Origin of the sequence: Salegentibacter salegens, from assembly GCF_900142975.1 — a bacterium.
Classification (GTDB): Bacteria; Bacteroidota; Bacteroidia; order Flavobacteriales; family Flavobacteriaceae; genus Salegentibacter; species Salegentibacter salegens.
On the sequence record NZ_LT670848.1, the window covers coordinates 3,328,501 to 3,353,761 of the forward strand.

22 protein-coding genes are annotated in these 25,261 nt (G+C 38.7%); 15 read left to right on the forward strand and 7 right to left on the reverse strand.

Annotation, left to right across the window (positions count from 1 at the left end; translation table 11 throughout):
- Positions 1–78: 78 nt before the first annotated feature.
- The 5 genes from B5488_RS14695 to tnpC all read left to right on the forward strand — a co-directional run bounded on the left by B5488_RS14695 (position 79) and on the right by tnpC (position 4,297).
- The gene (locus B5488_RS14695; protein ID WP_079735953.1) at positions 79–1,032 is read left to right on the forward strand and encodes a GSCFA domain-containing protein; all 954 of its coding nucleotides are present in this window, start codon (positions 79–81) and stop codon (positions 1,030–1,032) included.
- Between the two features lie 290 nt (positions 1,033–1,322).
- The gene (locus tag B5488_RS14700; RefSeq protein WP_079735954.1) at positions 1,323–1,931 is read left to right on the forward strand and encodes a DUF4230 domain-containing protein; all 609 of its coding nucleotides are present in this window, start codon (positions 1,323–1,325) and stop codon (positions 1,929–1,931) included.
- A gap of 24 nt (positions 1,932–1,955) precedes the next feature.
- Positions 1,956–2,240 (forward strand): IS66 family insertion sequence element accessory protein TnpA, encoded by a 285-nt coding sequence (tnpA, locus tag B5488_RS14705; protein WP_079733452.1) that lies wholly within the window; start codon positions 1,956–1,958, stop codon positions 2,238–2,240.
- A gap of 3 nt (positions 2,241–2,243) precedes the next feature.
- Positions 2,244–2,618 carry an IS66 family insertion sequence element accessory protein TnpB gene (tnpB, locus tag B5488_RS14710; protein ID WP_079733451.1) on the forward strand — a complete coding sequence of 125 codons (375 nt, stop codon included), beginning with the start codon at positions 2,244–2,246 and terminating at the stop codon, positions 2,616–2,618.
- Positions 2,619–2,656: 38 nt separating this feature from the next.
- A complete protein-coding gene (gene tnpC / locus B5488_RS14715; RefSeq protein ID WP_079733450.1) occupies positions 2,657–4,297 on the forward strand; it encodes an IS66 family transposase in 1,641 nt (546 codons plus the stop codon).
- A gap of 140 nt (positions 4,298–4,437) precedes the next feature.
- Here the strand turns inward: tnpC and B5488_RS14720 are convergent, their stop codons facing one another.
- From B5488_RS14720 to B5488_RS14730, 3 genes are all read right to left on the reverse strand, one after another.
- On the reverse strand, positions 4,438–6,192 hold the full coding sequence (locus B5488_RS14720) for an aromatic amino acid hydroxylase (RefSeq protein WP_079735955.1): 1,755 nt from the start codon (positions 6,190–6,192) through the stop codon (positions 4,438–4,440).
- 130 nt (positions 6,193–6,322) lie between these two features.
- Positions 6,323–6,865, reverse strand: coding sequence for a DUF4136 domain-containing protein (locus tag B5488_RS14725; protein ID WP_079735956.1), 543 nt, complete (start codon positions 6,863–6,865; stop codon positions 6,323–6,325).
- Between the two features lie 12 nt (positions 6,866–6,877).
- The gene (locus tag B5488_RS14730) at positions 6,878–8,875 is read right to left on the reverse strand and encodes a urocanate hydratase (RefSeq protein WP_079735957.1); all 1,998 of its coding nucleotides are present in this window, start codon (positions 8,873–8,875) and stop codon (positions 6,878–6,880) included.
- Positions 8,876–9,065: 190 nt separating this feature from the next.
- Here B5488_RS14730 and B5488_RS14735 point away from each other — a divergent pair, with 190 nt between their 5' ends.
- Entirely contained in the window at positions 9,066–9,530 is a 465-nt protein-coding gene (locus B5488_RS14735; RefSeq protein WP_170065311.1) for a copper resistance protein NlpE, read from the forward strand.
- Here the strand turns inward: B5488_RS14735 and B5488_RS17995 are convergent.
- A complete protein-coding gene (locus B5488_RS17995) occupies positions 9,525–9,695 on the reverse strand; it encodes a DUF5522 domain-containing protein (protein ID WP_170065312.1) in 171 nt (56 codons plus the stop codon). The genes B5488_RS14735 and B5488_RS17995 overlap by 6 nt on opposite strands.
- Positions 9,696–9,727: 32 nt before the next feature.
- Here B5488_RS17995 and B5488_RS14740 point away from each other — a divergent pair, with 32 nt between their 5' ends.
- The 4 genes from B5488_RS14740 to hemL are packed head-to-tail and all read left to right on the forward strand — an operon-like array spanning position 9,728 to position 13,152.
- On the forward strand, positions 9,728–10,054 hold the full coding sequence (locus B5488_RS14740; protein ID WP_079735959.1) for a hypothetical protein: 327 nt from the start codon (positions 9,728–9,730) through the stop codon (positions 10,052–10,054).
- A 31-nt stretch (positions 10,055–10,085) separates the two neighbouring features.
- The gene (locus B5488_RS14745) at positions 10,086–11,024 is read left to right on the forward strand and encodes a 1-aminocyclopropane-1-carboxylate deaminase/D-cysteine desulfhydrase (protein WP_079735960.1); all 939 of its coding nucleotides are present in this window, start codon (positions 10,086–10,088) and stop codon (positions 11,022–11,024) included.
- A 1-nt stretch (position 11,025) separates the two neighbouring features.
- On the forward strand, positions 11,026–11,856 hold the full coding sequence (locus tag B5488_RS14750) for a glucosaminidase domain-containing protein (RefSeq protein WP_079735961.1): 831 nt from the start codon (positions 11,026–11,028) through the stop codon (positions 11,854–11,856).
- 6 nt (positions 11,857–11,862) lie between these two features.
- On the forward strand, positions 11,863–13,152 hold the full coding sequence (gene hemL, locus B5488_RS14755; RefSeq protein WP_079735962.1) for a glutamate-1-semialdehyde 2,1-aminomutase: 1,290 nt from the start codon (positions 11,863–11,865) through the stop codon (positions 13,150–13,152).
- Positions 13,153–13,280: 128 nt separating this feature from the next.
- Here hemL and B5488_RS14760 read toward each other — a convergent pair whose 3' ends face one another.
- The 3 genes from B5488_RS14760 to B5488_RS14770 all read right to left on the reverse strand — a co-directional run bounded on the left by B5488_RS14760 (position 13,281) and on the right by B5488_RS14770 (position 20,648).
- Positions 13,281–14,741, reverse strand: a complete 1,461-nt coding sequence (locus tag B5488_RS14760; RefSeq protein ID WP_079735963.1) for a glutamate synthase subunit beta — start codon at positions 14,739–14,741, stop codon at positions 13,281–13,283.
- Positions 14,742–14,743: 2 nt separating this feature from the next.
- Positions 14,744–19,267, reverse strand: a complete 4,524-nt coding sequence (gene gltB, locus B5488_RS14765) for a glutamate synthase large subunit (protein ID WP_079735964.1) — start codon at positions 19,265–19,267, stop codon at positions 14,744–14,746.
- 238 nt (positions 19,268–19,505) lie between these two features.
- The gene (locus B5488_RS14770; RefSeq protein ID WP_079735965.1) at positions 19,506–20,648 is read right to left on the reverse strand and encodes an acyl-CoA dehydrogenase; all 1,143 of its coding nucleotides are present in this window, start codon (positions 20,646–20,648) and stop codon (positions 19,506–19,508) included.
- Positions 20,649–20,741: 93 nt separating this feature from the next.
- Here B5488_RS14770 and B5488_RS14775 point away from each other — a divergent pair, with 93 nt between their 5' ends.
- From B5488_RS14775 to B5488_RS14795, 5 genes are all read left to right on the forward strand, one after another.
- Positions 20,742–21,806 carry an anhydro-N-acetylmuramic acid kinase gene (locus B5488_RS14775; RefSeq protein WP_079735966.1) on the forward strand — a complete coding sequence of 355 codons (1,065 nt, stop codon included), beginning with the start codon at positions 20,742–20,744 and terminating at the stop codon, positions 21,804–21,806.
- Positions 21,807–21,871: 65 nt separating this feature from the next.
- On the forward strand, positions 21,872–23,098 hold the full coding sequence (locus B5488_RS14780) for a Glu/Leu/Phe/Val dehydrogenase dimerization domain-containing protein (protein ID WP_079735967.1): 1,227 nt from the start codon (positions 21,872–21,874) through the stop codon (positions 23,096–23,098).
- Positions 23,099–23,318: 220 nt separating this feature from the next.
- Positions 23,319–24,020: a MotA/TolQ/ExbB proton channel family protein gene (locus tag B5488_RS14785; protein ID WP_079735968.1), complete on the forward strand. Its 702-nt coding sequence runs from the start codon at positions 23,319–23,321 to the stop codon at positions 24,018–24,020.
- Between the two features lies 1 nt (position 24,021).
- Positions 24,022–24,414, forward strand: coding sequence for an ExbD/TolR family protein (locus B5488_RS14790; protein ID WP_079720829.1), 393 nt, complete (start codon positions 24,022–24,024; stop codon positions 24,412–24,414).
- Between the two features lie 8 nt (positions 24,415–24,422).
- Complete coding sequence (locus B5488_RS14795; RefSeq protein ID WP_079735969.1) at positions 24,423–25,241, forward strand: energy transducer TonB; 819 nt, start codon at positions 24,423–24,425, stop codon at positions 25,239–25,241.
- Positions 25,242–25,261: the final 20 nt, after the last annotated feature.

A 25,261-nucleotide genomic window follows, 5' to 3' on the forward strand; every position in this document is an offset into this window, starting at 1 on the left:
ATTACCAGTACGTTAGATCTTGAAATAAATTCAAGATGACGGTTTTAAAACCTTTTAAGACAGCTTCTATATAACTCTATGGAATTCAGGACCAAGATACCTATAAAAGAGGCTGAACCTAAGATAGATTACGAATCTAAGGTCTTTCTTATTGGTTCCTGTTTTGTAGAGAATATCGGAAAAAAACTGGATTTCTATAAACTGCAAAATTTCCAGAATCCCTTCGGAATTCTATTCCATCCATTAGCTATTGCAAAGTTTTTTCAGAAGCTTAATGAAGAAAAGCTATATACTGAAAAAGATATTTTTCAGCACCAGGAGCGTTGGCATTGTTTTGATGCACATTCTTCGTTAAGTCATCCAGACGCTGAGGTTTTGCTAAAAAACCTAAATTCAGCATTAAATAACGCCCGCGAGTTTCTTCAGCAAAGTTCACATTTGGTGATTACTTTAGGCACTGCCTGGAGTTATTTTCATTTGGAAAACGAAAAAACGGTAGCCAATTGTCATAAAATTCCGCAGAAGGAATTTAGAAAGGAACTACAACCAGTTGGGGAAATAGAGGTTTCATTGAATAATATTATAGTATTCCTGCAGGAAATAAATCCTGAAATTACGGTAATTTTTACGGTTTCTCCAGTTCGGCATCTCAAAGACGGATTTATTGAAAATCAACGAAGCAAGGCGCATTTAATTAGCGCTGTTCATAATATATTAGAAAGGAATTTAGGGGTTAAAGGGCTTTATTTCCCTTCCTACGAATTGATGATGGACGAACTTCGGGACTATCGGTTTTATGCTGAAGATATGTTGCACCCTTCTCCAGCAGCCATAGATTATATTTGGAAACGATTTATAGAAACCTGGTTTTCAGAAGCTTCCTTTTCGGTTTTAAATGAGGTGGAAAATATTCAAAAAGGATTAGCACATCGCCCATTTAATCCTAAATCTGATGCACATCAACACTTCCTGGAAAAATTGAATTCTAAAGTTTTAACTCTTCAAAACCGCTATCCCCACATTCAGTTCTAAATTAAGATATTGTCAAAAAAATATTAAATTAATTTCGAATCTGTCTGTATACTAATTTTTTTTGTATTTTTATCGTAGAATTTTAGATATAAGTCATTGAAAACGAATAGCTGAGAAGCCGAGAGTTTTGACTGGTATCTTAATTCGTTTTCTAAAATTTGTTGGGGTAGATTTTAGAAATTTAAAAACTTATGGACGGGTGGGGCCGTCCATAAGTGTTTTAAAACTTTAATGTTTTCTTCAAAATCCCCTAAATTCACATTCTTTGTACCTTTAGAAAAAATTGAAAAATGAGAAATTTCCTTATAGGAGCTATTTTGGTATTGCTTGTTGTTTTTGGAATTCGCTATTGTGAAAATAGAAATAATGAAAGAGACCAGTTAGAAGAAAGCACAGCCCTGCTTCAGCAGCAAATTAAAAATGTTGGGAAACTGGTAGTGACTGAAGGAACTTTCTCGCAGGTTTATTCTTACAAGGACTCTAAGAAATTCTATTTAGATGTTTTTTCGGCTAGAAAAAAAGCATTAATCGTAGTTAATGCAAAGGCAACGGTGGCCTACGATTTAAGTAAACTCCGAACCGAAATTGATGAAGAAAATAAAATTGTTCGTATTACTTATATTCCTAAAGAAGAAATTTCTATAAATCCCGATATAAAATATTACGATGTTACCCAGGATTATTTAAACCAGTTTGACGCTGAGGACCATAACAAAATAAGAACCCGTATAGAAAAATCTATCAGAAAAAAAGTAGATGCTTCTTCGCTGAAATCAAATGCACAAAACAGACTGATTAGCGAATTACAAAAAATCTATATTCTAACCAGTTCTATGGGATGGACGCTTCAGTACAATGTATCCAAACGGCTAAGTACATCTTTTGTAAACTTCAGATAAATTCTAGCTTGCCACAAAAAATAAATGGATAAGCAAGCCAGTATGTTTGAAATAATCAAGGAATGGGAAATTAGTGGTTTAAGTAAGAAAACTTTCTGCCGTAACCATGGGATAGCCCCCAGTAAGTTTTTTTACTGGTTAAAAAAATGGAAAAACACAAAAGAGGAAGCTTTTGACGGTTTTGTAAAATTATCTCCTGATAAAGCAGATTTTTTCCAATCTCAGTACCGCCTTAGGTATCCTAATGGCGTGCAATTAGAGGTTTCCGGTATTGGTTTGGGTCAATTATCTGCACTGATCAACCTGTAGCTTATGTTCAGTTTAAGTTCTTCCCACCGGTATTATCTCTATAAGGGAGCTTGTGATATGCGCAAAGGATTCCACGGCCTATCGGGATTGGTAACCGGTAAGATGGGAAAAGATCCTATTAGTGGAGATGTGTTTATTTTTATCAACCGCCGGGCCACCCACATCAAACTCCTGCACTGGGAATCCGGGGGTTTTGTCATTTATTATAAGCGCCTGGAAAAGGGTACGTTCTCCCTGCCCAAAGGCCTGCGATCAGGAGGTGTGAGTTGGGGCCAACTGGTGATGATGATTGAAGGGATTAAAGCAGAAAAACTGCGTCACCTTTCCAGGTACAACCCTCCCAAACCCCTTGTTTTTGCTGATAAAAATGTAAAATAATTGTTGCTTTAAAGGCTAAAAAACCGTACTTTTATAGTATGGAAAAAGCCCTTGAATCCTTCTCAAAACAACAATTGTTGGCCCTTATAAAAGAGCAGTCCCAAGAGCATTCCAAAGCGATCGCTTCCCATAAAAAAGAGCTTCAAAAATTTCAGCAAGAATTAAAGCAACAGGAGAAAGATTTAAAACAAGCAGACAAGGAACTTGCCCGGGGCGATGAGCAACTTCGTAAATATTTAAGCAAATCTGGGGTTCTTGAAGAAAAAGTAGCTTATCTGGAAAGCCAGCTGGATATGTTTCGAAGGATGCAGTTTGGTCAGAAACGCGAGCGTTTTGAGGATAAGGATCAGTTGACCCTGCCTTTTGAGCCCAATACCCAAGAACTTCAAAACCGGGAAGAAGCCTTTACTGAGAAGATTACCTACCAGCGCAAGAAGAAAAATACCAATCATAAAGGCCGCCAGCCATTACCAGACCATCTCCCGGTAGAAGAAGTGAAGATCTATCCCCAGGAGGATATCTCCGGAAGGAAATGTATCGGTCAGGAAGTTACCGATGAACTGGACTGCGAACCTGCACGGTTTTTTATCCGCAGGTATATTCGGTATAAATATGCCCACAAGTCTGGCGAAGGTGTGGTCATTGGGGAACTACCGGAGCGGGTGATCGATAAAGGTATTGCCGGGGCCGGACTTGTAACTTCCATATTGGTCGATAAATTCTGTGACCATTTACCACTTTACCGGCAGCTTCAGCGTTTTAAAAGGGAAAAGATACCCATTGCTCCTTCTACTATCAATGGCTGGTGTGCCAAAGGGCTCGACCGGATTGTTCCTCTCTTTGAAGAATTAATAGCAGATGTAAAATCCCAAGGCTACTTGCAAGTAGACGAGACGACAATAAAAGTCCAGGATGAGGGAAAAAAAGGAAAAACCCATCTGGGTTACTATTGGGTATACCATAGCCCGATCGATGGAAATGTAGTCTTTGACTACCAGCCTACCCGTGGGCAAAAGGCACCTGTCCATATGCTGAAAGACTTTAAAGGCTATCTTCAGACAGATGGTTATGTAGTGTATGATGAATATGCTAAAAAGGAAGGGGTAACCCATCTAGGATGCTGGGCTCATGCCAGACGTTATTATGAAAAATCCTTGGATAATGATCCGCAAAGGGCAAAACATGCCTTAAGGCAGATACAATGTTTATATGCCATTGAAAGAGAAATCAAAGAAGCTAAGCTGGGCCCTGAAGACACCAAGGAGCTTAGGCTGAAAAAGGCACTACCGGTGATCAATGAATTGGGGAAATGGATGACCCAGCAGCTTGCCCGCACCCTGCCCAAAAGTCTGATAGGAAAAGCCCTTGCCTATAGCGTCTCCAGGTGGGATGCGTTGTGTGCATACCTCTATGACGGCAATTTACGTATTGACAATAATTTAATAGAGAATAAAATCCGAACCATTGCAATCGGTAGAAAAAACTACCTATTTGCCGGGTCCCATCAGGCTGCGCAAAGAGCCGCAGCAATCTATTCCTTTTTTGCCATCTGCAAAAAACATGAGGTAAATCCTTACCAGTGGTTAAAATATACCTTAGAGAATATCATGATCATCAAGTATAAGGATATTAAGAATCTCTATCCCCAGAATTACAAAAAATTACAGCTGAATAAATAGGCAAAAGAACTGCTTACAAAATTATTCAAGTTTTATAAGGGGTACTTAGCCGAATGGATACAGTACAATGATCATAATTTTAATGATTCAGAAGAATTACAGGAGATAAAACTCTAATTTTTCCTATTAAATGCGGGAGCTTATTTAACTAATTGCGCATCTATAAGATTTATTCCTCCATCAATTAAATGCGAAATATCTGGCCTTTTGGATTTTACATCTTCTAAATGATTTAAAACCTCTTTAGTGAGTTTTTCATCCTTACCCACCACCATCTCATAGATTTCTACAGAAAGCAACCAATCTTTCTGGTGATGTTTTTTTGCCAGATCTAAGGCCGCATCTAACGAAAATGTTGCATCTTTTCCTCCTCTAATATTTCTAACCGAAGCATAAAGGGAATTCAATTCTTCCCGTTCCGGTGTGTTTTTGCTTTTTATAGTAGTACTGGAAGTTTTGTGGGTAATAAGATCGAACGAAAGATTATCGGCAGGGCCGGCAAATGCTGAAATAACTTCCTTTCCTATCGCCATATCATATTTACCCCATTCAGGTTTAAATAGAATTTCATCGCCATAAGTAACAGTACAATCTTTAAGACTTATCAGGATAATTTTACCTTGTAGGTTTCTGGTGCCGGTAATAATTTCTCCTTTAACTTTTATTCCGCCTTCAAATTCAAATTCAATCTTTTCACCTTCGTAAATATCATAAGCGCTAAGATCCCGCGGACTCATATCTTCTATAGCGAGATTAATTCCTTTTAAAGACCCAATTGGTGAGCTAAAACCGTCTGGATGGTTTTCTACACTGTGACCCACCAGTTCTTTTTCCCGGTGCGAAAGCGCCGTTTTTCCTGAAGTTTTTATATAAATTGGTTTTCCTTCGTGCTCAATAACTTTTGAAAAATCTCCTGAAATTTGTAACCCGGTACTTAATTCTATAGTACCAAGATTTTTAGAATCAATCAATTTTTGAATTCCTTTCAATCCACCTTTTCTCAAGGCCATTTTATTGGCAAATTCTTCTAAAACTAAACTTAAATGCGCAAAATCTGGAGTAACATAAAGTTGAGGTTGAGGTTTAGTAATATCAAACTCCTGTTTGCAGGCTTCAATGGAATAAGGGATCTTTTTCACCTTATCGGTCATGCACCAGGCGCTCTCACCAATAGAAGAAAGCAAACCTGCGCCGTAGATTTTAGGATTTTCAAGCGTACCAATTAATCCGTATTCAACTGTCCACCAGTGTAGGTTTCTAATCTGCGCCATTTCACTAAGCTCAGTTGTTTCATTCTGAAGTTTATCAACCTTTTTTTCAGCCGCTTCAATTTCTTGCTGCGGTGCGTCTTCGGCTTCCTTAATGATAGAAAGATGCCTTATAGCTTCATACATTTCATAATCTCTCGCACTGGAAATCGCTTTACATCCAATTTCACCAAAACGTCTTAAATATTCTGCATATTCGGGATTGGCGATAATAGGAGCGTGGCCCGCGCCTTCGTGAATAATGTCGGGTGCCGGGGTATATTCTATATGCTCCAGTTGCCGAATATCACTGGCAATTACCAAAACATTAAAAGCCTGGAATTCCATAAAAGCAGCTGGCGGGATAAACCCGTCTACAGCAACGGCAGCCCAGCCAATTTCCTTTAAAATACGGTTCATCCCGTACATATTGGGAATATGGTCTATGGAAATCCCGGTTAGTTTTAAACCTTCCAGGTAAGATTTGTGCGCAACTTTACTTAGGTAATCTACATTTTTGCGCATTACATACCGCCAAACTGCGTGATTAACCGGCGTATAATCGTCGTAATTCTGTGGTTTTATATATTGCTGAAGATGGGCCGGCAAGCGGTCTAAAATCGCATTAGATTCAATTTTATCGAGCATAATTGTGATTAGCTAAAATTCAATATAAAGATAAGAAATTAAGCTGAAATTCATAAATTGATAATCAATTGCCTTATAAAATAAAAATGCTCCTGTATAAGGAGCATTTTTGTTGAAAAAATTTGTTGGGTTAATCTTCTATTTGTGGAGGATACTTTTCCAGTATTTCCTGAACAATTTCGTTAATTCTGGCTTGCTTTTTATTCACATCGCTCGCGAGGGCAGCAGTTCCCATTCCCTGCCAAACCAATTCTTTACCTTCAGCATCTATGAGATCTATATAAAGAGTACCATCGCTGGTGCGGTTTACCGTATTAAAGCCTGAGCCCCAATACCAGGGATGCCATCCCCAACCGTATCCCCAGCCCATCATATTGTTTTGGTAGATGTTTATATTTTCATTGGTTTTAGTAAAAATGCTTACCAAAAGATCAGGATTATCAGATTTTGTAAAACCTTTACGCTGCATTTCATCTTCTATGGCCCTAAGAATTCGTTTCTTATCTAAATCGGAAATCTCGGCTTTATCTATCCCCGGTTTAAAAAACGCGTAACTTTGGTACTGATTAAAATTTACTTCCCTATCGTAATCTGAAGCAACTCTCACACTACTGCAGGAAGTAACCAAAACAGCCAGCAGAAGTAAAACCGGTGTAATTTTTAAGACTTTCATAAAATAATAGTTTTAAATGTTAGTGTCGAAAAGAGCTGGGTCTACCAGGTTTGGGATCGTTACTTTTAGCTTTGGTTCCATTTGCATAGCCCTTTTTGCAGCGAAGACTGCTTCTTTATTCCGGGCCCAGCTTCGGCGGGCAATTCCATTGTTAACATCCCAGAAAAGCATAGATTTTAAGCGCTCTTCCGATGCTTTATCTCCTTCAAGAATCATACCAAATCCGCCATTTACAACCTCGCCCCAGCCAACTCCGCCGCCATTATGGATGCTCACCCAGGTAGCGCCTCTAAAGCTATCTCCAATTACATTTTGTATAGCCATATCGGCTGTGAACTGGGATCCATCGTAGATATTTGAGGTTTCACGATAGGGAGAATCTGTGCCGGAAACATCGTGATGATCACGACCTAAAATAACCGTTCCTATTTCCCCATTTCCAATGGCATCATTAAAAGCTTTAGCAATTTTCATTCGGCCTTCGGCATCGGCATAGAGGATCCTGGCTTTAGATCCCACTACCAGTTTGTTTTCCCTTGCACCTTTTATCCACTGGATATTATCAGCCATTTGCTGCTGAATTTCTTCCGGAGAATTCTTTTTAAGTTCTTCTAAAACCTGGGTCGCTATTTTATCGGTTTTATCGAGATCTTCTTCTTTTCCTGATGCACAAACCCACCGGAAAGGTCCAAAACCGTAATCAAAACACATTGGCCCCATAATATCCTGAACGTAACTCGGGTATTTAAAATCTTTACCATTTTCAGCAAAAATATCGGCTCCAGCCCGTGAAGCTTCTAATAAGAAAGCATTTCCGTAATCGAAGAAATAGGTGCCTTTAGCGGTATGTTTATTAATTGCCGCGGTTTGTCTTTTTAAACTTTCCTGTACTTTTTCTTTGAATTTCCCTGGTTCCTCGGCCATCATTTTATTGGCTTCTTCCAGGCTTAATCCTACCGGATAATAACCTCCGGCCCAGGGATTATGTAAGGAAGTCTGGTCACTACCCAAATCAATATAAATATTTTTTTTGTCAAAATATTCCCAAACTTCTACGATATTTCCTTGAAAAGCGATAGAAACTACTTCCTTGTTGGCTTTGGCTTCCTTCACTCTTTTGGCAAGTTTCTCTAAATCAGAGATCACTTCGTCTACCCAGCCCTGGCTATGACGGGTTTGTGTTGCTTTTGGATTCACTTCAGCACAAACAGTGATACAGCCGGCGATATTTCCGGCTTTGGGTTGTGCGCCGCTCATTCCGCCAAGACCGGAAGTCACAAATAATTTCCCTTCCAGGCCTTCTCCCGATTTTGAAATTTTTCTACCAGCATTTAAGACTGTAATCGTCGTACCGTGAACAATTCCCTGGGGACCGATGTACATATAACTTCCGGCCGTCATTTGGCCGTATTGAGTTACACCTAGCGCATTAAATTTCTCCCAGTCATCGGGTTTCGAATAGTTTGGGATCATCATTCCGTTGGTTACAACTACTCGCGGTGCATTTTCGTGAGAGGGGAACAAGCCCATAGGATGACCGGAATACATTACCAAAGTCTGGTCGTTTTCCATTTCGGCTAAATATTGCAAAGTGAGCAGGTATTGCGCCCAATTTTGAAAAACCGCACCGTTGCCACCGTAAGTGATCAATTCGTCGGGATGTTGCGCTACTTTGGGATCCAGGTTGTTTTGAATCATTAACATAATTCCTTTTGCCTGCGTGCTATTTCCGGGGTATGCTTCAATATTTCGGGCATATATATCATAGTCCGGTTTCAGGCGATACATATAGATTCTCCCGTATTTCTCTAATTCCTCCTTGAATTCAGGTAGCAATTCCTGGTGATGTTTTTCTTCAAAATAACGCAAGGCATTTTGAAGAGCTAGTTGCTTCTCTTCGGCATTTAAAATAGCCTTGCGTTTAGGCGCGTGGTTTACCGAGGTATCGTATTCTTTTTTGGGAGGAAGTTCGCTTGGAATTCCCTGTAATATTTTCGCTTTAAAGTCCATTTAATTTCTGTTTGCAATAGGTTTCAATAATAGGAAGAAATGTTAAATTAAGGAGTTTTAAATTTCATTTTCTATAAATTTAGCGCTCTTTTAAAGATTTAAATTGAAAGCCCGTAATGGGCATTTACAAAACACGGCTATCGTCAACAGCCACAACAACCAAATTAATAACTTATAAATTCTTATAAAGGTGAAAATCATAATAATTCTCTTTTCAATTCTTTTTCTTATTTCCTGCAAAAATGAAGAGAAAACTGCAAAACCAATTTCTTTTGGAAGTTCGAGTGAAAATAAGAAAGCACCTTCAAAAGATTTATATAGTGCTCAAGATTCCCTGGATTGGGCAGGTGTGTATGAAGGTGTTTTGCCTTGTGAAAATTGTGATGGAATTGAAACCAGTATTCGGTTAAAGAAAAATTTAGATTATGTGCTATCCCAACATTACCTGGGAAGAGCCGAAGCTGAAGAAAACAATCTTAACGAAACAGGGAAATTAGAGTGGAATAAGCAGGGGAATACCATTGGGTTGGGAGAGCGACAAAAACTCTATTTTAAAGTTAGCGAAAATTACCTGCTACAGATTTTTAAGGACGAATCTAAAGTAATGGGAGATTCTGCGATGAAATACAGACTAACAAAAATTAATGATCTATGATTGTTTCCCGGTTTTTTTATCAAAACCGTATGGGCAATGCCGACAACCGCTCTCACAGCAATAGCCGCGTTTTAGGTGATATTTTTCGGTAAAACAACGATAACCTTCGGGCGTGATGTAATAATCGCCTTCTTCTAACGGAATTCTTTTTTTGAAAAAACTCATATCGCAAAAATACAATTTCTTAACTTCCACACGTGATTCTAATCGTTAACAAATATCTTCTGGGAAAATCATTTAAAGGGGTGAGTTTATGGCCTTTTGTTATTCTTAAAAATAGTGATCTAAAAGATGATTTTAATTTTATTAATCACGAAAAAATTCATCTAAGGCAGCAATTAGAATTACTTATTTTACCTTTCTATATTTGGTATTTAGCTGAATATTTGCTGCGCTTACTTTATTATAAAGACCGTTTTCTTGCCTATAAAAATATCAGTTTTGAGCGCGAAGCGTACAGCCAGGAAATGAAAGAAAATTATTTACAGGAACGTAAATTCTGGGCATTTTTACAGTTTGTTTAGGTAGCTCATTTTAGAATTCGGATATTTGCCTATGTCCAAATCTCCAAATATTTTTACTGAATTACATTCTGAAAATCAGTTTGTTACTGAGTTTTCTAATGGAATTTCGCTATATCTAAAACGGGAAGATTTACTGCATCCGGAAGTTTCAGGGAATAAATTCAGGAAATTAAAATATAATATTGCCAGGGCGCTTGAACAAAAGCAAAAAACGCTTCTCACTTTTGGAGGAGCTTTTTCCAATCATATCGCCGCAACGGCAGCAGCTGGGGAACTATTCGGGTTAAAAACAATAGGGATTATACGGGGAGAGGAATTAGGCAGGAATCTTCAAAATACTTTAGCGCAAAATCCCACCCTTAAGTATGCTAATTCCTGTGGAATGCAATTTAAATTTGTTTCAAGAGCAGATTATAGAGAAAAGGAAACCAAAGCGTTTGAGCAGCGATTAAAAGACGAATTCGGTGAATTTTATCTTGTTCCGGAAGGGGGAACTAATGAGTTGGCGGTTAAAGGTTGCCAGGAAATTTTGACAGAAAATGATAGACAATTCGACTTTATTGCGGCTTCTGTAGGTACCGGTGGCACCCTTGCGGGTTTGATAAATGCTTCAGGTATAAATCAAGAAATTTTGGGTTTTCCGGCTTTAAAAGGCGATTTTCTTTCCAAAGAAATTGAAAAATACAGTTTTAAGGAAAATTGGACGTTAAAACTGGATTATCATTTTGGTGGTTATGCTAAGGTAAATTCAGAATTGATAAATTTTATTAATAATTTCAAAAAAAAATATAAAATTCAATTAGATCCGATATATACAGGAAAGTTAGTTTTTGGTATTTTTGACCTTATAAAAGCCGGATATTTCCCTTCCGGAAGTAAAATTCTGGCCATTCACACTGGAGGTTTACAAGGAATTCAGGGAATGAATACGTTTTTAAAAAAGAAAAAATTGCCCCTAATCACTTTTTAATATGAGAATTAACCGGTTTTTTGTTTTGATTTTTCTCGCTGCATTTGCAGTTTCCTGCGGAAGCAAGAAAAAAGTAGTCACCACTAAAAAAGATTCCAACAAGGAAAATGTTTTTACTGAATCTTCAGGTAGAGAAATAGAAGGAGTAAAACCTTTAGATGGCGAACCAATACTCCCACCGGTGAATCCGCGGTTGTACACTGTAGAAGATTATATTAGGGATTTTGCAGCGGTAGCTATGGAAGAAATGAGACTTTACGATATTCCGGCGAGTATTACCCTAGCCCAGGGAATTTTAGAATCTGGCGGAGGCAAAGGAGATCTCACTTTGCGTGCTAATAATCATTTTGGAATTAAATGTCACGACTGGAAAGGCGCTAGAGCTTACCACGACGACGATGCCCGTGGTGAATGTTTTAGAAAATATAAAGATGCCCGTTATTCCTACCGCGATCATTCACTTTTTTTAACCGAAAGAAAGCGTTATTCTGAACTTTTTGATTTAGATAAAGATGACTATAAAGGATGGGCAAGAGGTTTAAGAAAAGCTGGTTATGCTACCGATAGACGTTATCCTGATAAATTAATTAGTTTGATAGAGCGCTACAGGCTCTATCAATTTGATGGGACAGTTTTAAACCGGCCTTCGCCAAGTTACACCTATACACCAGAATCACCCGAATCTGTTACTTACAGGGTTAAGAAAGGCGATACTTTATACGGGATTGCAAAACAACATAATACCACTGTAGAAGAATTACAACGATTTAATAATTTAAGAGACACTAATATTTCCGTAGGGCAAATGTTGGTAATTATCTCTTCAGAATAAAAATTTATGATCTATAAAAGAAGTAGCGAATTGTTCGCTTCGGCACAAAAAGTAATTCCCGGCGGAGTGAACTCACCGGTAAGAGCATTTAAAGCAGTGGGCGGAGATCCCATTTTTATAAAAAGAGCCGAAGGAGCCTATTTGTATGATGAAGACGGAAACAAATTAATAGACTATATAAATTCGTGGGGACCGTTAATCTTAGGTCACGCCCACAAACCGGTAATAGATGCGGTTATAGATATTGCCAAAAAAGGAACTTCTTTTGGTACTCCTACCGAAATTGAAACCAAAATCGCGGAATTGGCGGTAAAAATGGTTCCTAATATCGATAAGATAAGAATGGTAAATTCGGGGACCGAAGCGACTATGAGTGCGGTTAGACTTGCTCGCGGTTTTACCGGAAAAGAAAAGATCATCAAATTTGCCGGTTGTTATCACGGGCATAGCGATTCTTTTCTCATCCAGGCCGGTAGCGGTGCGGTTACTTTTGGAACGCCAAATAGCCCGGGAGTTACACAGGGGACTGCAAAAGATACACTGCTTGCAAAATATAACGATCTTCAAAATGTAAAATCTTTAATTGAAGCCAATAAAGATGAAATTGCCTGTATTATTATAGAACCCGTACCCGGAAATATGGGCTGTATTCCTCCAAATAAAGGTTTTCTTGAAGGTTTGCGAGAACTTTGTGATCAGTACGATATTTTATTGGTTTTTGATGAAGTAATGAGCGGCTTTAGGCTAGCTGCAGGAGGCGTCCAGGAGCGAATGGGAGTAAACGCCGATATCGCCTGCTTCGGAAAAGTTATTGGTGGTGGTTTGCCGGTTGGAGCTTTTGCTGCCCGAAATGAAATTATGGATTACCTGGCACCGGTTGGGCCGGTTTATCAGGCCGGAACGCTAAGTGGGAATCCGCTGGCGATGGCGGCAGGATTAGCTATGCTTACTGAACTGGATGGCAAAAGAGAGATTTTTGAAAGCATAGATAAAAAGACTGCATACCTTCACGAAGGAATGGAAAAAGTGCTGACTCAAAACAATATCGATTTTACCATAAACCGTATAGGTTCTATGATTTCGGTACATTTTGGGAAAGAACCCGTAACCGATTTTGCTTCGGCTGCAACATCTGCAAACCTTGGTACTTTCAATAAATTCTTCCACGGAATGCTGGAAAACGGAATTTATATAGCACCAAGCGCCTATGAAACCTGGTTTATAAGTGATGCACTTTCGTATGACGATTTAGACACTACGATTGAAGCAGTAAATAAAGTGGCTAAAACACTGTAATTCCAAAAAATAAACCTCACAGGATTTTAAACCTGTGAGGTTTATTAATTGTTTTTCAACTTCACTTTAAAAATTAAAAGCGCCCGAAACCCGGACGCTTTTAACCTACAATTTATTCAAAATTCAAATTAAGCAGCGGGAAGATCACCTTCCCCTTTTCTTGGTAACAAAGATTTTCCCATTAAAAATTTATCTACGTGATATGCAGCCTCACGACCTTCAGAAATTGCCCAAACAATTAAAGATTGCCCGCGACGCATATCTCCTGCGGTAAATATATTTGGAATGTTGGTTTGGTAACTTTTATCTCCTTTAATATTAGTTCTGCTATCAAGTTCCAAACCTAATTGTTCACTTAAAGTTTTTTCTGGTCCTGTAAATCCTAAAGCTAAAAGTATTAGTTCACAAGGCCATTCTTTTTCAGATCCTTCAACTTCTTTTAGCTGTGGCCTTCCATTTTTACCTTTAATCCATTCTATATTTACTGTTTTTAGAGCTTTTAAGTTTCCTTCTTTATCCCTAATAAATTCTTTGGTATTAATACTCCAATTGCGCTCCACACCTTCTTCGTGAGAAGAAGTAGTTTTTAGCGTAAACGGCCAGTATGGCCAAGGATTTTCTTTGTCTCTATGTTCTCCTGGAACCGGCATGATTTCAAAATTGGTAACCGATTTTGCTCCGTGGCGATTAGAAGTTCCAACACAGTCGGAACCGGTGTCACCACCTCCAATAACAATCACATTTTTACCTTCAGCTGAAAATTTTTCGGTTTGCTCTTTTAATCCGTCTACAACTTCGTTGTTATTTTTTAGGAAATCCATTGCCTGCATCACACCGTCACCTTCGGCTCCATCAATAGGAAGATTTCGGTGTTTAGTGGCACCACCGCAAAGTACTACGGCATCAAATTCTTTGAGTTTTTCTGCTTCATAATTTTCGCCTACATGAACCCCTGTTTCAAATTTGATTCCTTCTTGTTTCATAATATTTACCCGGCGATCTATCACATGTTTTTCCATCTTAAAATCTGGAATTCCATAACGTAGAAGTCCGCCAATTTTCTTGTCACGCTCAAAAACGGTGACTTCGTGGCCGGATCGGTTTAGCTGTTGTGCTGCTGCAAGCCCGGCAGGACCCGAGCCTACAACTGCGGCTGTTTTTCCTGTTCTGGATTTTGGAGGTTGCGGTGTTACCCAACCTTCTTTAAATCCTCGCTCAACAATATATTTCTCAATAAGTTCAATGGCCACCGGCGGATCTGTAATTCCCAGAACACAAGCAGATTCGCAAGGTGCCGGGCATAATCTCCCGGTAAATTCAGGGAAATTATTGGTTCCATGTAAAATGCTAAGTGCCTTTTTCCAGTCGTTTTTATAAACCGCATGGTTAAAATCTGGAATTAAGTTTCCAAGCGGGCAGCCGCTGTGACAAAACGGAATTCCGCAATCCATACACCTTGCTCCCTGGTCTCCCAGCTCTTCTGGAGACATTTCTTTTGTAAATTCTTTATAATCTTTAACTCGATTTTCAACAGCTTCTGTCTCTTCCACCTTGCGGTCGTATTCCATAAAACCTCTTATCTTACCCATAATTATGCTGTTTTGAGTTCTACTTGTTCTTTTAACATTTTCTCTTCTTCCATTTTTTGTAAAGCCTTTTTATATTCTACCGGCATTACTTTTATGAACTTACCTGCATTTTCTTCCCAGTTTTCCAGGATATCTTTGGCTACATCGCTCTCGGTGTAACGGTAGTGATTTTCAATAAGTTCTTTTAATTCTTTTTTATTTTCTTCTGAAGGCTCTTCTAAACCAATCATTTCCATATTGAAATTATGATTGTCTAAAGTATTATCGCCATTATAGATATAAGCGATTCCTCCGCTCATTCCGGCAGCGAAATTTCTTCCTATTTTTCCTAAAATAACGGCAATTCCTCCAGTCATATATTCACAACCGTGATCACCAATTCCTTCAATTACCGCTTTGGCACCTGAGTTTCTTACACAAAAACGTTCACCGCCCATTCCGTTGATATAGGCTTCCCCATCTGTAGCGCCGTAAAGTGCAACATTCCCAATAATGACGTTTTCATTAGATTTAAAGGTTGCTTCTTTAGGTTTTCTTACACTTAAAGTTGCTCCCGAGAGTCCTTTTCCTAAGTAATCGTTAGAATTCCCGTCGATATTCATCGTTAAGCCTTTGGTAGCAAAAGCCCCAAAACTTTGTCCTCCAGAACCGGTAAAATTCAATGTAAGCGTGCCATCGGGTAATCCTTTTGCTCCGTGAATTTTGGAAATTTCATTACTTAAAATTGCACCTGTGGTTCGGTTTATATTGCTAATCGGGAAATCCAGACTCATTTTTTCCTTTCGGTAAATAGCCGGATGCGCCTGATTTAGTATCTCAAAATCCAATACATTCTCCAGGTTGTGATCCTGGGTTTCTGTATTGTAAAGCGGCATATCTTCATCTATTTTCGGTTTATAGAGAATATTAGAAAGGTCTAATCCCTGTGCTTTATAATGCTCTATCGCACGGTTCATATCCAGTTTTTGGCTTTGTCCAACCATTTCATTTATAGTTCTAAAACCAAGATCGGCCATAATTTGTCTTAATTCCTGTGCGATGAAATACATAAAGTTGATCACATCTTCAGGAGTTCCTTTAAACTTCTTACGAAGTTCAGGATCTTGCGTAGCGATTCCCACAGGGCAGGTGTTTAAGTGGCAGGCACGCATCATAATGCAGCCTGAAGCTACAAGTGGAGCGGTGGAAAAACCAAATTCTTCTGCACCAAGCAATGCGGCAATAGCCACATCACGACCGGTTTTTAACTGGCCGTCACACTCTACAACAATCCTGTTTCTAAGGTTGTTGATGAGTAGCGTTTGTTGGGCTTCGGCTATTCCAAGTTCCCAGGGTAAACCTGCGTGTCTCAGCGAGGTGAGGGGAGAAGCTCCCGTACCACCATCAAAACCGGAAATAAGCACTACATCGGCTTTTGCTTTTGCAACACCGGCAGCAATTGTTCCCACGCCAACTTTAGAAACCAGCTTTACATTAATCCTGGCTTCGCGGTTCGCATTTTTAAGGTCGAAAATTAACTGCGCCAAATCCTCTATGGAATAAATATCGTGGTGAGGTGGTGGAGAAATTAATCCTACATAAGGTGTTGAATTTCTGGTTTTTGCAATATCGGGGTTTACTTTTGGTCCCGGTAACTGCCCGCCTTCCCCGGGTTTTGCACCCTGGGCCATTTTAATTTGAATTTCTTTAGCGTTACTCAAATAATTAATTGAAACTCCAAATCTACCTGAAGCAACCTGCTTAATAGCTGAATTTCTCCAGTTGCCATCAAGATCTTTATGAAAACGCTGTGGATCTTCGCCTCCTTCACCAGAGTTACTTTTTCCCTGCATACGGTTCATCGCAACTGCCAGATTTTCGTGTGCTTCTTTACTTATAGAACCAAAAGACATCGCGCCGGTTTTAAAACGTTTAACGATCTCTGTCCAGGGTTCTACTTCTTCAATGGAAACAGGATTCAGGTCACGGAATTTGAACATTCCGCGAAGCGTCATTAGGCGTTCGCTTTGGTCGTTAATTAATTTTGAATATTCTTCGTAAGCTTTAGTGCTGTTTTGCTTTACCGCTTGTTGCAGTTTAGCCACACTTGCGGGGTTAAACATATGTCTTTCGCCGGTTCTTCTCCAGCGATAATCACCTCCAATTTCAAGGTCCAGATCGGTATCTGTTTTCTTGGGCGTAAAGGCGTTCTCAAAACGTTTTTGAATTTCTTTTTCCACTTCATACAGTCCAATTCCCTCAATTCGGGTTGGTGTATTTGTGAAATATTTATCTACAAATTTTTGGTTTAAGCCAAGAATCTCGAAAATTTGGGCGCCGCGGTAGGAGTGAAGGGTAGAAATACCAATCTTATTCATAATCTTCACAATACCTTTTCCAATGGCTACATTAAAATTCTCTACGGCAACTTCAGGATCATCAACTTCAATCTCTTTTTCTTCCACCAGGCTGTAGATAATTTCATTCACCATATACGGATTAATGGCGCTGGCACCATAACCAAATAACAATGCGAAATGATGTGGTTCCCGTGGTTCGGCAGATTCTATTACAATTCCGAAGGAAGATCTTCGGTTATGTTTTTTAACACCGTGATGCACAAAAGAACAAGCCAAAAGTGAAGGAATAGGCGCTAATTTTGGATCGGCGTTCCTATCAGTAAGTATAATTACATTACAACCTTTATCTACGGCATCATTTATTTCGTAAATAATTTCATCCAGTCTTGTTTCAAGTCCGTTAAGGCCTTTATTGGCTTCATATAAAATAGAAATTGAAGCGGTTTTAAAATCTGGATGTTCTATGTATTTTATTTTATCTAAATCTTCGTTGGAAATTACCGGGTTTTGAATTCGTAATTTTTTTGATTGTTCAGGAATGATATCAAATAAATTACGGTCTTCCCCAATAGCTAAACTAATATCGGTAACAATCTCTTCCCTTATTCCATCTAAAGGAGGGTTGGTTACCTGTGCGAATAATTGCTTAAAATAATTGAATAAAAGCTGTGATTTATCTGAAAGTACCGCCAGAGGGATATCGGCACCCATAGAGCCAATTGCTTCTTTTCCCTGGAGCGCCATTGGGCTAATAATTGTTTTGATGTCTTCCTGGGTATAACCAAATAACTTTTGCCGGGTATTAATGTCTATTTTCTCTACCGGGGTTTTGTTACCGGTATAAGGAACTTCAGAAAGATTAAGTAAATTTTCATCTAACCATTTTCTATAAGGTCTTTCAGAAATAATTTTTTGCTTTACTTCTTCATCGCCTATAATTCGGCCTTCCTGCATATCTACGAGGAACATCCTTCCGGGTTCGAGCCTACCGTGTAATTCAACGTTTTCGGGTTTAATTTCTAAAACACCTGTTTCTGAAGACATTATTACGTAGCCATCTTTGGTAAGTGTATACCTGGATGGACGTAATCCGTTTCTGTCTAATAACGCACCTATATATTTTCCATCGGTAAACGGAATGGAAGCCGGGCCATCCCAGGGTTCCATAATGCAAGCGTTGTATTCGTAAAATGCTTTTTTCTCATCAAGCATAGACGGATTTTTCTCCCAGGCTTCAGGGACCATCATCATTATTGCTTCTGGAAGAGATCTTCCGGTTTGTAATAATAATTCCAGTACCATATCCATAGAAGCTGAATCTGATTTGCCTTCAGGAACAATAGGAATAACCTCTTTTAGATCTTCGCCAAATTTTTCGCTTTCAAAAAGCTCTTCCCTGGCTTTCATTCGACTTAAATTTCCACGTAGCGTATTTATTTCCCCATTGTGACACATATATCGGAAAGGTTGTGCCAAATCCCAAGTTGGGAACGTGTTTGTAGAGAACCGCTGGTGAACCAAAGCAAGTTTGGTAACTACATCTGGCTCGTTAAGATCGCGGTAGTAAACGTTTATATCCTGCGGCATCAACAAACCTTTGTAGATAATGGTGTTGGTTGATAAACTTGCCAGGTAAAAATATTCTGATTCAGAAAGTTCTGATTTTTCAATGCGATGTTCTGCGATTTTTCTAGCGGCAAAAAGCTTGGCATTAAAACTTTCTTCTGAAACATCATCTCCTTTTCCTATAAAAACCTGCTGTACATTTGGTTCAGAAAGTGAAGCAATACTACCCAGGCAAGCTCTGTTTACGGGCACTTCGCGCCAGCCTATAAGATTAAGGCCCTGGCCAATAATCTCTTCTTCAAAAATCTCCCGACAAATTTTACCTTGATTTTCAGACTGCGGAAGAAAAACCATTCCTACCGCATATTCTTTGAAATCGGGGAGTTTGAATTCACAGGTTTTCTTAAAAAAATCGTGAGGAATTTCTATTAAAATACCGGCACCATCACCTGTTTTACCATCGGCACTTACCGCACCTCTGTGTTCTAGGCGAATAAGAATATCTAAGGCTTTATGAATTATATCATTAGTTCGTTTGCCTTTTAGATTACATATAAATCCTGCGCCACAATTATCGTGCTCAAATTCGGGTGAATAGAGCCCCTGTTTTTTTAATTTCATGTCCTTTTCGTCCTTAAGTTATCGTCTCAAAATTACCTAATTAGATAAATATTATGAAGCGTTTACAGCTTAAAGTAAGAAGAAATTCAGTAAAAACAATTAAATTTATTATAAATGATAATTATGTAATTTCATCCCTTTTCTATTATTGATTCTATAAATAAAGGATGTGGTTTTAGCCCATAAAAAAAGTCCGATTTTAGAAAAACCGGACTTAATACAATAATTAACAAGAAAATTAATCTTTAAGGATAGCCCTGGAAATTACAATTTTTTGAATTTCTGAAGTTCCTTCGTATATCTGGGTAATTTTGGCATCACGCATTAAGCGCTCTACGTGGTATTCTTTTACATATCCATTACCGCCGTGAACCTGTACAGCTTCAGTAGTAACATCCATAGCAGTTTTTGAAGCGTACACTTTTGCCATCGCTCCGGTAAGGTCGTAATTTGCACCCTGGTCTTTTTCCCAGGCAGCTTTCATAACCAAATGCCTGGAAGCTTCAATAGAGGTGTACATATCGGCAAGTTTAAAAGCAATTGCCTGGTGGTTGCAAATTTCGGTACCAAAGGCTTTACGTTGTTTTGAATAATCTAAAGCCAACTCGTAGGCACCAGAAGCAATTCCCAGAGCCTGTGCGGCGATTCCTATTCTTCCGCCAGAAAGCGTTTTCATAGCGAATTTGAAGCCGAAACCGTCTTCGCCAATTCTATTTTCTTTAGGAACTTTTACATCATTAAAATTTAATGAATGTGTATCGCTTCCGCGAATTCCCATTTTTTGTTCTTTGGGACCAATTTCAAAACCTTCCACACCTTTTTCAACAATGAATGCATTAATCCCTTTGTGTTTTTTCTCACGGTCGGTTTGGGCGATAACTAAATAATAATCAGCAGAACTACCGTTGGTGATCCAATTCTTGGTTCCGTTAAGAACGTAATGATCTCCTTTATCTATGGCTGTGGTGCGCTGTGAAGTTGCATCACTTCCTGCTTCAGGTTCAGAAAGGCAAAAAGCACCAAGTTTTTCACCGGTAGTAAGTTTTGTTAGATATTTTTTCTTTTGTTCTTCGTTTCCGTAAGTGTCAAGTCCCCAGCATACCAGGGAATTATTTACCGATACCATAACCGATGCAGATGCGTCTATCTTAGAAAGCTCTTCCATCACCAATATATAAGCGATGGTATCCATTCCACCTCCACCATATTCAGGAGAAGCCATCATACCCAGAAAACCAAGATCTCCCATCTTTTTTACCAGCTCTCTTGGGAATTCCTGTTTTTCATCTCTCTCAATAACACCCGGTAATAATTCTGCTTTTGCAAAATCACGAGCGGCATCGCGAATCATGATATGTTCTTCTGTAAGTTTGAAATCCATATTATTATTTTAATTTAGGAAAATCTAATTTTGGTCACCAAAGGTAAAGTTTTGGTGTGTAATTTTCAATTTAGTTTCATTAATTTTACGAATATGAAAAAAGCTAACTACAAAGTTATAGGAGTGATGTCGGGGACATCCTTAGATGGCATCGACCTGGTCTATGTTAATTTTGATTTTAAAAATTCCTGGAGTTATAAGATTTTAAAGGCTGAAACCATTCCTTATCCCTTAAATTGGCAGGAAACTTTATCTGCCGCTATTGACTATTCTGAAGAACGCTTAGAAGAGCTTAATAAAAAATATACCAATTTTCTCTCCGGAATAATTTCCCGGTTTATAGAAACCCACCAAATAAAAGATATTGATGCGGTTTGTAGCCACGGCCACACCATTAAACATGAGCCTGAAAATAATTACACCTTGCAGATTGGGAATTTACCTGAACTCGCCTACTTATCAGGTCAAACAGTAATTTGCGATTTTAGAGTACAGGATGTGAAATTAGGCGGGCAGGGCGCACCGCTTGTTCCAATTGGCGATCAATTGCTTTTTTCAGATTATAAATATTGCGTGAATTTAGGCGGATTTGCCAATATTTCTACCGAAAAAGATGACAAACGCCTAGCTTATGATATCTGTGCCACAAACACCGTTTTGAATTATTATGCACAAAAATTGGGAAAAGAATTTGATGAAGGCGGTAAACTGGCAGCTTCGGGTAATTTAAATGAAGATTTGCTTAAAAAGCTAAATAGCCTGGCCTTCTATACCCAGAAACCACCTAAATCTTTAGGAATAGAATGGGTGAAAGCTGAAGTTTTTCCCATTCTGGAAAAATACGAAGATAATATTCAAGATATTCTTCATACTTATACGGTTCATGTGGCTCAGCAAATTGCTAAAACGCTGGATGATAACCCAAATTCGAAAGTTTTAATGACCGGCGGCGGAACTTTTAATAATTTTTTAATTAGACTTCTTAAAAAAGAATCTAATTGCCATTTCACGATTCCTTCAGATGAAATTATTAACTATAAGGAAGCTTTAATTTTTGGATTACTGGGAGTTTTAAAGCTTCGGGATGAGGTAAATGTATTAAAATCGGTTACTGGTGCTAAAAATGATCATTCCTCCGGAGTAATTTACGAGATCTAAACTTTTTGATGAAAAATTAAAAATATACCACTTAGTTTATATATTTGTGAAAAATTAGAGTGTAAATGAAGGAATTATTAAAGTTATACGAAAATAAAGAGCCAGAAATAGTATTTAACTGGAAAGATTCTGAGACAGAAGCTGAAGGTTGGACCGTGATAAATTCCTTACGTGGTGGTGCTGCCGGTGGAGGTACAAGAATGCGTGTGGGATTAGATCAAAACGAAGTGCTTTCCCTGGCAAAAACTATGGAAGTAAAATTCACCGTTTCAGGGCCTCCAATTGGAGGAGCTAAGTCTGGGATAAACTTCGATCCTAATGATCCGCGTAAAAAGGGGGTTTTAGAACGCTGGTATAAAGCAGTTTCGCCATTATTAAAAAGTTACTACGGTACCGGTGGCGATCTTAATGTTGATGAAATAAATGAAGTAATTCCTATTACTGAAGATTGCGGAGTATGGCACCCGCAAGAAGGTGTTTTTAATGGACATTTTAAGCCTACTGAAGCCGATAAAATAAATAGAATTGGGCAGTTGCGCCAGGGCGTAATCAAGGTTTTGGAAAACACTCGTTTTTCTCCAGATGTGACCCGAAAATATACCGTTGCCGATATGATTACCGGTTACGGCGTAGCAGAATCTGTTAAACATTACTACGATATTTATGGTGGTGATGTAACAGAGAAAAAAGCAATAGTTCAGGGTTTTGGAAATGTAGGCTCGGCAGCAGCTTATTACCTTTCTCAAATGGGCGTTAAAATAGTGGGGATTATAGACCGTGTTGGCGGTTTAATTAACGAAGATGGATTTACTTTTGAAGAAATTAAGGAGCTTTTCCTTAACAAGGAAGGGAATACAATTAAGCACGATAATTTAATTCCTTTTGAAGAAATTAATGAAAAAATTTGGGAACTTGATGCCGAGATCTTTGCACCTTGTGCTGCTTCCCGTTTAATTACCCAGGATCAAATTAACAGTCTTATTAAAAGAAAATTAGAGGTAATTACCAGTGGCGCCAATGTGCCTTTTGCTGATAAAGAAATTTTCTTCGGCTCAATTATGGAATCTACCGATGAAAAAGTTAGCCTTATTCCCGATTTTATTGCAAACTGCGGAATGGCGAGAGTTTTCGCTTATTTTATGGAAAGAAGAGTACAAATGACCGATGAGTCTATTTTTAATGATACTTCTATGACCATTAAAAATGCCATTCAGAATACCTATGATAATAATAGTAGCAAAACCAATATCAGCAAAACAGCTTTTGAAGTAGCGCTGAAACAATTGGTATAAGTTTTTGATTAATCTTTTAATTTTAGTTGATTGAGATTATTCCTGAAGATCCCGCTTTCGAGCGGGATTTTTTTTGGACTAAATTGGAGGAAATTTCCGTTCAAAAAATAAAAAACTCCCAATTGGGATAAAGCAGTTTGCACTGCTGATTATTTTACTAAATTTGATTTACAATTAAATCTGGTTTATCACGTTACATTAAAAACCCTAATAGAAACCTATGCTATACTTTTTTCAGCAGGACGGCGTTGCCGAAGCCGCCCAGGAGGCAGAACCGGTAGTGGAAGAAAAAACCCTGTCTTTATTCGATTTAATGCTTAGTGGAGGCCTTGGAGGCCAAATCATTATCTTCATTCTTTTTATCCTGCTGTTTGCAGCAGTTTATATTTACTTCGAAAGGCTTTTTGCTATAAAATCGGCCAGCCAGGTAGATAAGAATTTTATGCTTCAAATTAAGGATAACGTTTTAAACGGAAATATAGAATCGGCAAAGATGCGTTGTGCACAAAGTGATTCTCCGGTAGCAAGATTAACCGAAAAGGGAATTTCCAGAATTGGAAGTCCTTTAGAAGATATTAATACTGCTATAGAAAACGCCGGACGTTTAGAAGTTTATAAATTAGAAAAGAACGTTAGTGTTCTGGCGACCATCGCAGGAGCCGCCCCGATGATTGGATTTTTGGGTACTGTAATCGGTATGGTAATTGCTTTTCATGAACTGGCTACCAGTAGTGGGCAGGCACAAATGGGAGCGTTAGCCGAAGGTATTTATACCGCGATGACCACAACCGTTGCCGGACTTATTGTAGGTATTATCGCTTATATTGGGTATAACCACTTAGTGGTAAAAACCGATAAAGTAGTGCATCAAATGGAAGCTACCGCGGTAGATTTCCTTGACTTGTTAAACGAGCCCGCTTAATATGAATTTAAGAGGAAGAAATAAAGTAAGCCCCGAGTTCAGTATGAGCTCAATGACAGATATTGTATTCCTGTTATTGATCTTTTTTATGCTCACCTCGCCGGTAATTACTCCAGAAGCTTTAGACCTAATACTTCCAAAGGCGAAAGGAAAAACTACCAGCGTTCAAAATGTATCGGTGAGTATTACAAAAGACCTTCAATTCTATGTAGACGATCAGCGTATTACGCAGTCAGCATTAGAAAGTACCTTGAAAACTAAATTGGCAGGTAAAGAAAAGCCAACCATTATTTTAAGGGCAGAAGAAGGTGTGCCGATAGAAAAAGCGGTAAATGTTATGGATATCGCGAACCGAAATAGTTATAAAATCGTACTCGCGGTTAAACCCGAATAAATCTAATTATGTTAGAAACCAAACACGAAAAAAAATCTTTTACCATCACGGTTATCTTACATGTGCTGTTAATTGTATTATTATTTCTGTTAGGCTTTAAGTATTTAGATCCACCACCAGAGAGTGGAATTGCTATAAATTTTGGAACATCTGAAGTTGGCTCCGGAAACGAGCAGCCTACCGAGCCTGTAAAATCGGCTCCTCAGCAAACTACCGTTCCCGAAGCACAAACACAGCCCGAACCGGTAATTGAAGAGGAAGTGGTAACCCAGCAAACTGAAGAAGCTCCGGTAATTCAGGAAAAGGAAAAGCCAAAACCTGTAGTAGAAAAGAAACCGGAAAAACCGGTGGAAGAACCACCGGCTAAAAAGCCAGAACCAAAACCCGACCAATCTACTACCGATGCTATGAGTAGTATTTTAAACGGTCCTGAAAGATCGGGAACCGAAAGTGGAGGAGAAGGAAATGATAATCAAGCTGGCGATAAAGGTGATCCAGATGGTGATCCCAATGCGAGCTCTTACTATGGAAGTGGCTCAGGCCTTGATGGAGACGGTAATTATCGCTTAGGTGGAAGAAGAGCCTTAAATAAAGAAAAATTCGTTCAGGATTGTAATGAATCCGGGATTGTGGTGGTGCGAATAGAAGTAAACCAAAACGGACAGGTAATTAATGCCACGCCCGGGGTAAAAGGCACTACTAACAGTGCTTCATGCTTAACAGATCCTGCGAAACGTGCTGCAATGGCAACGCGCTTTAATAGTGATAGCAATGCACCTTCCCGACAGGTAGGGACAATTATTTATAATTTCAAACTTTCTGAATAAGTGGAGGCATATACTAAAAC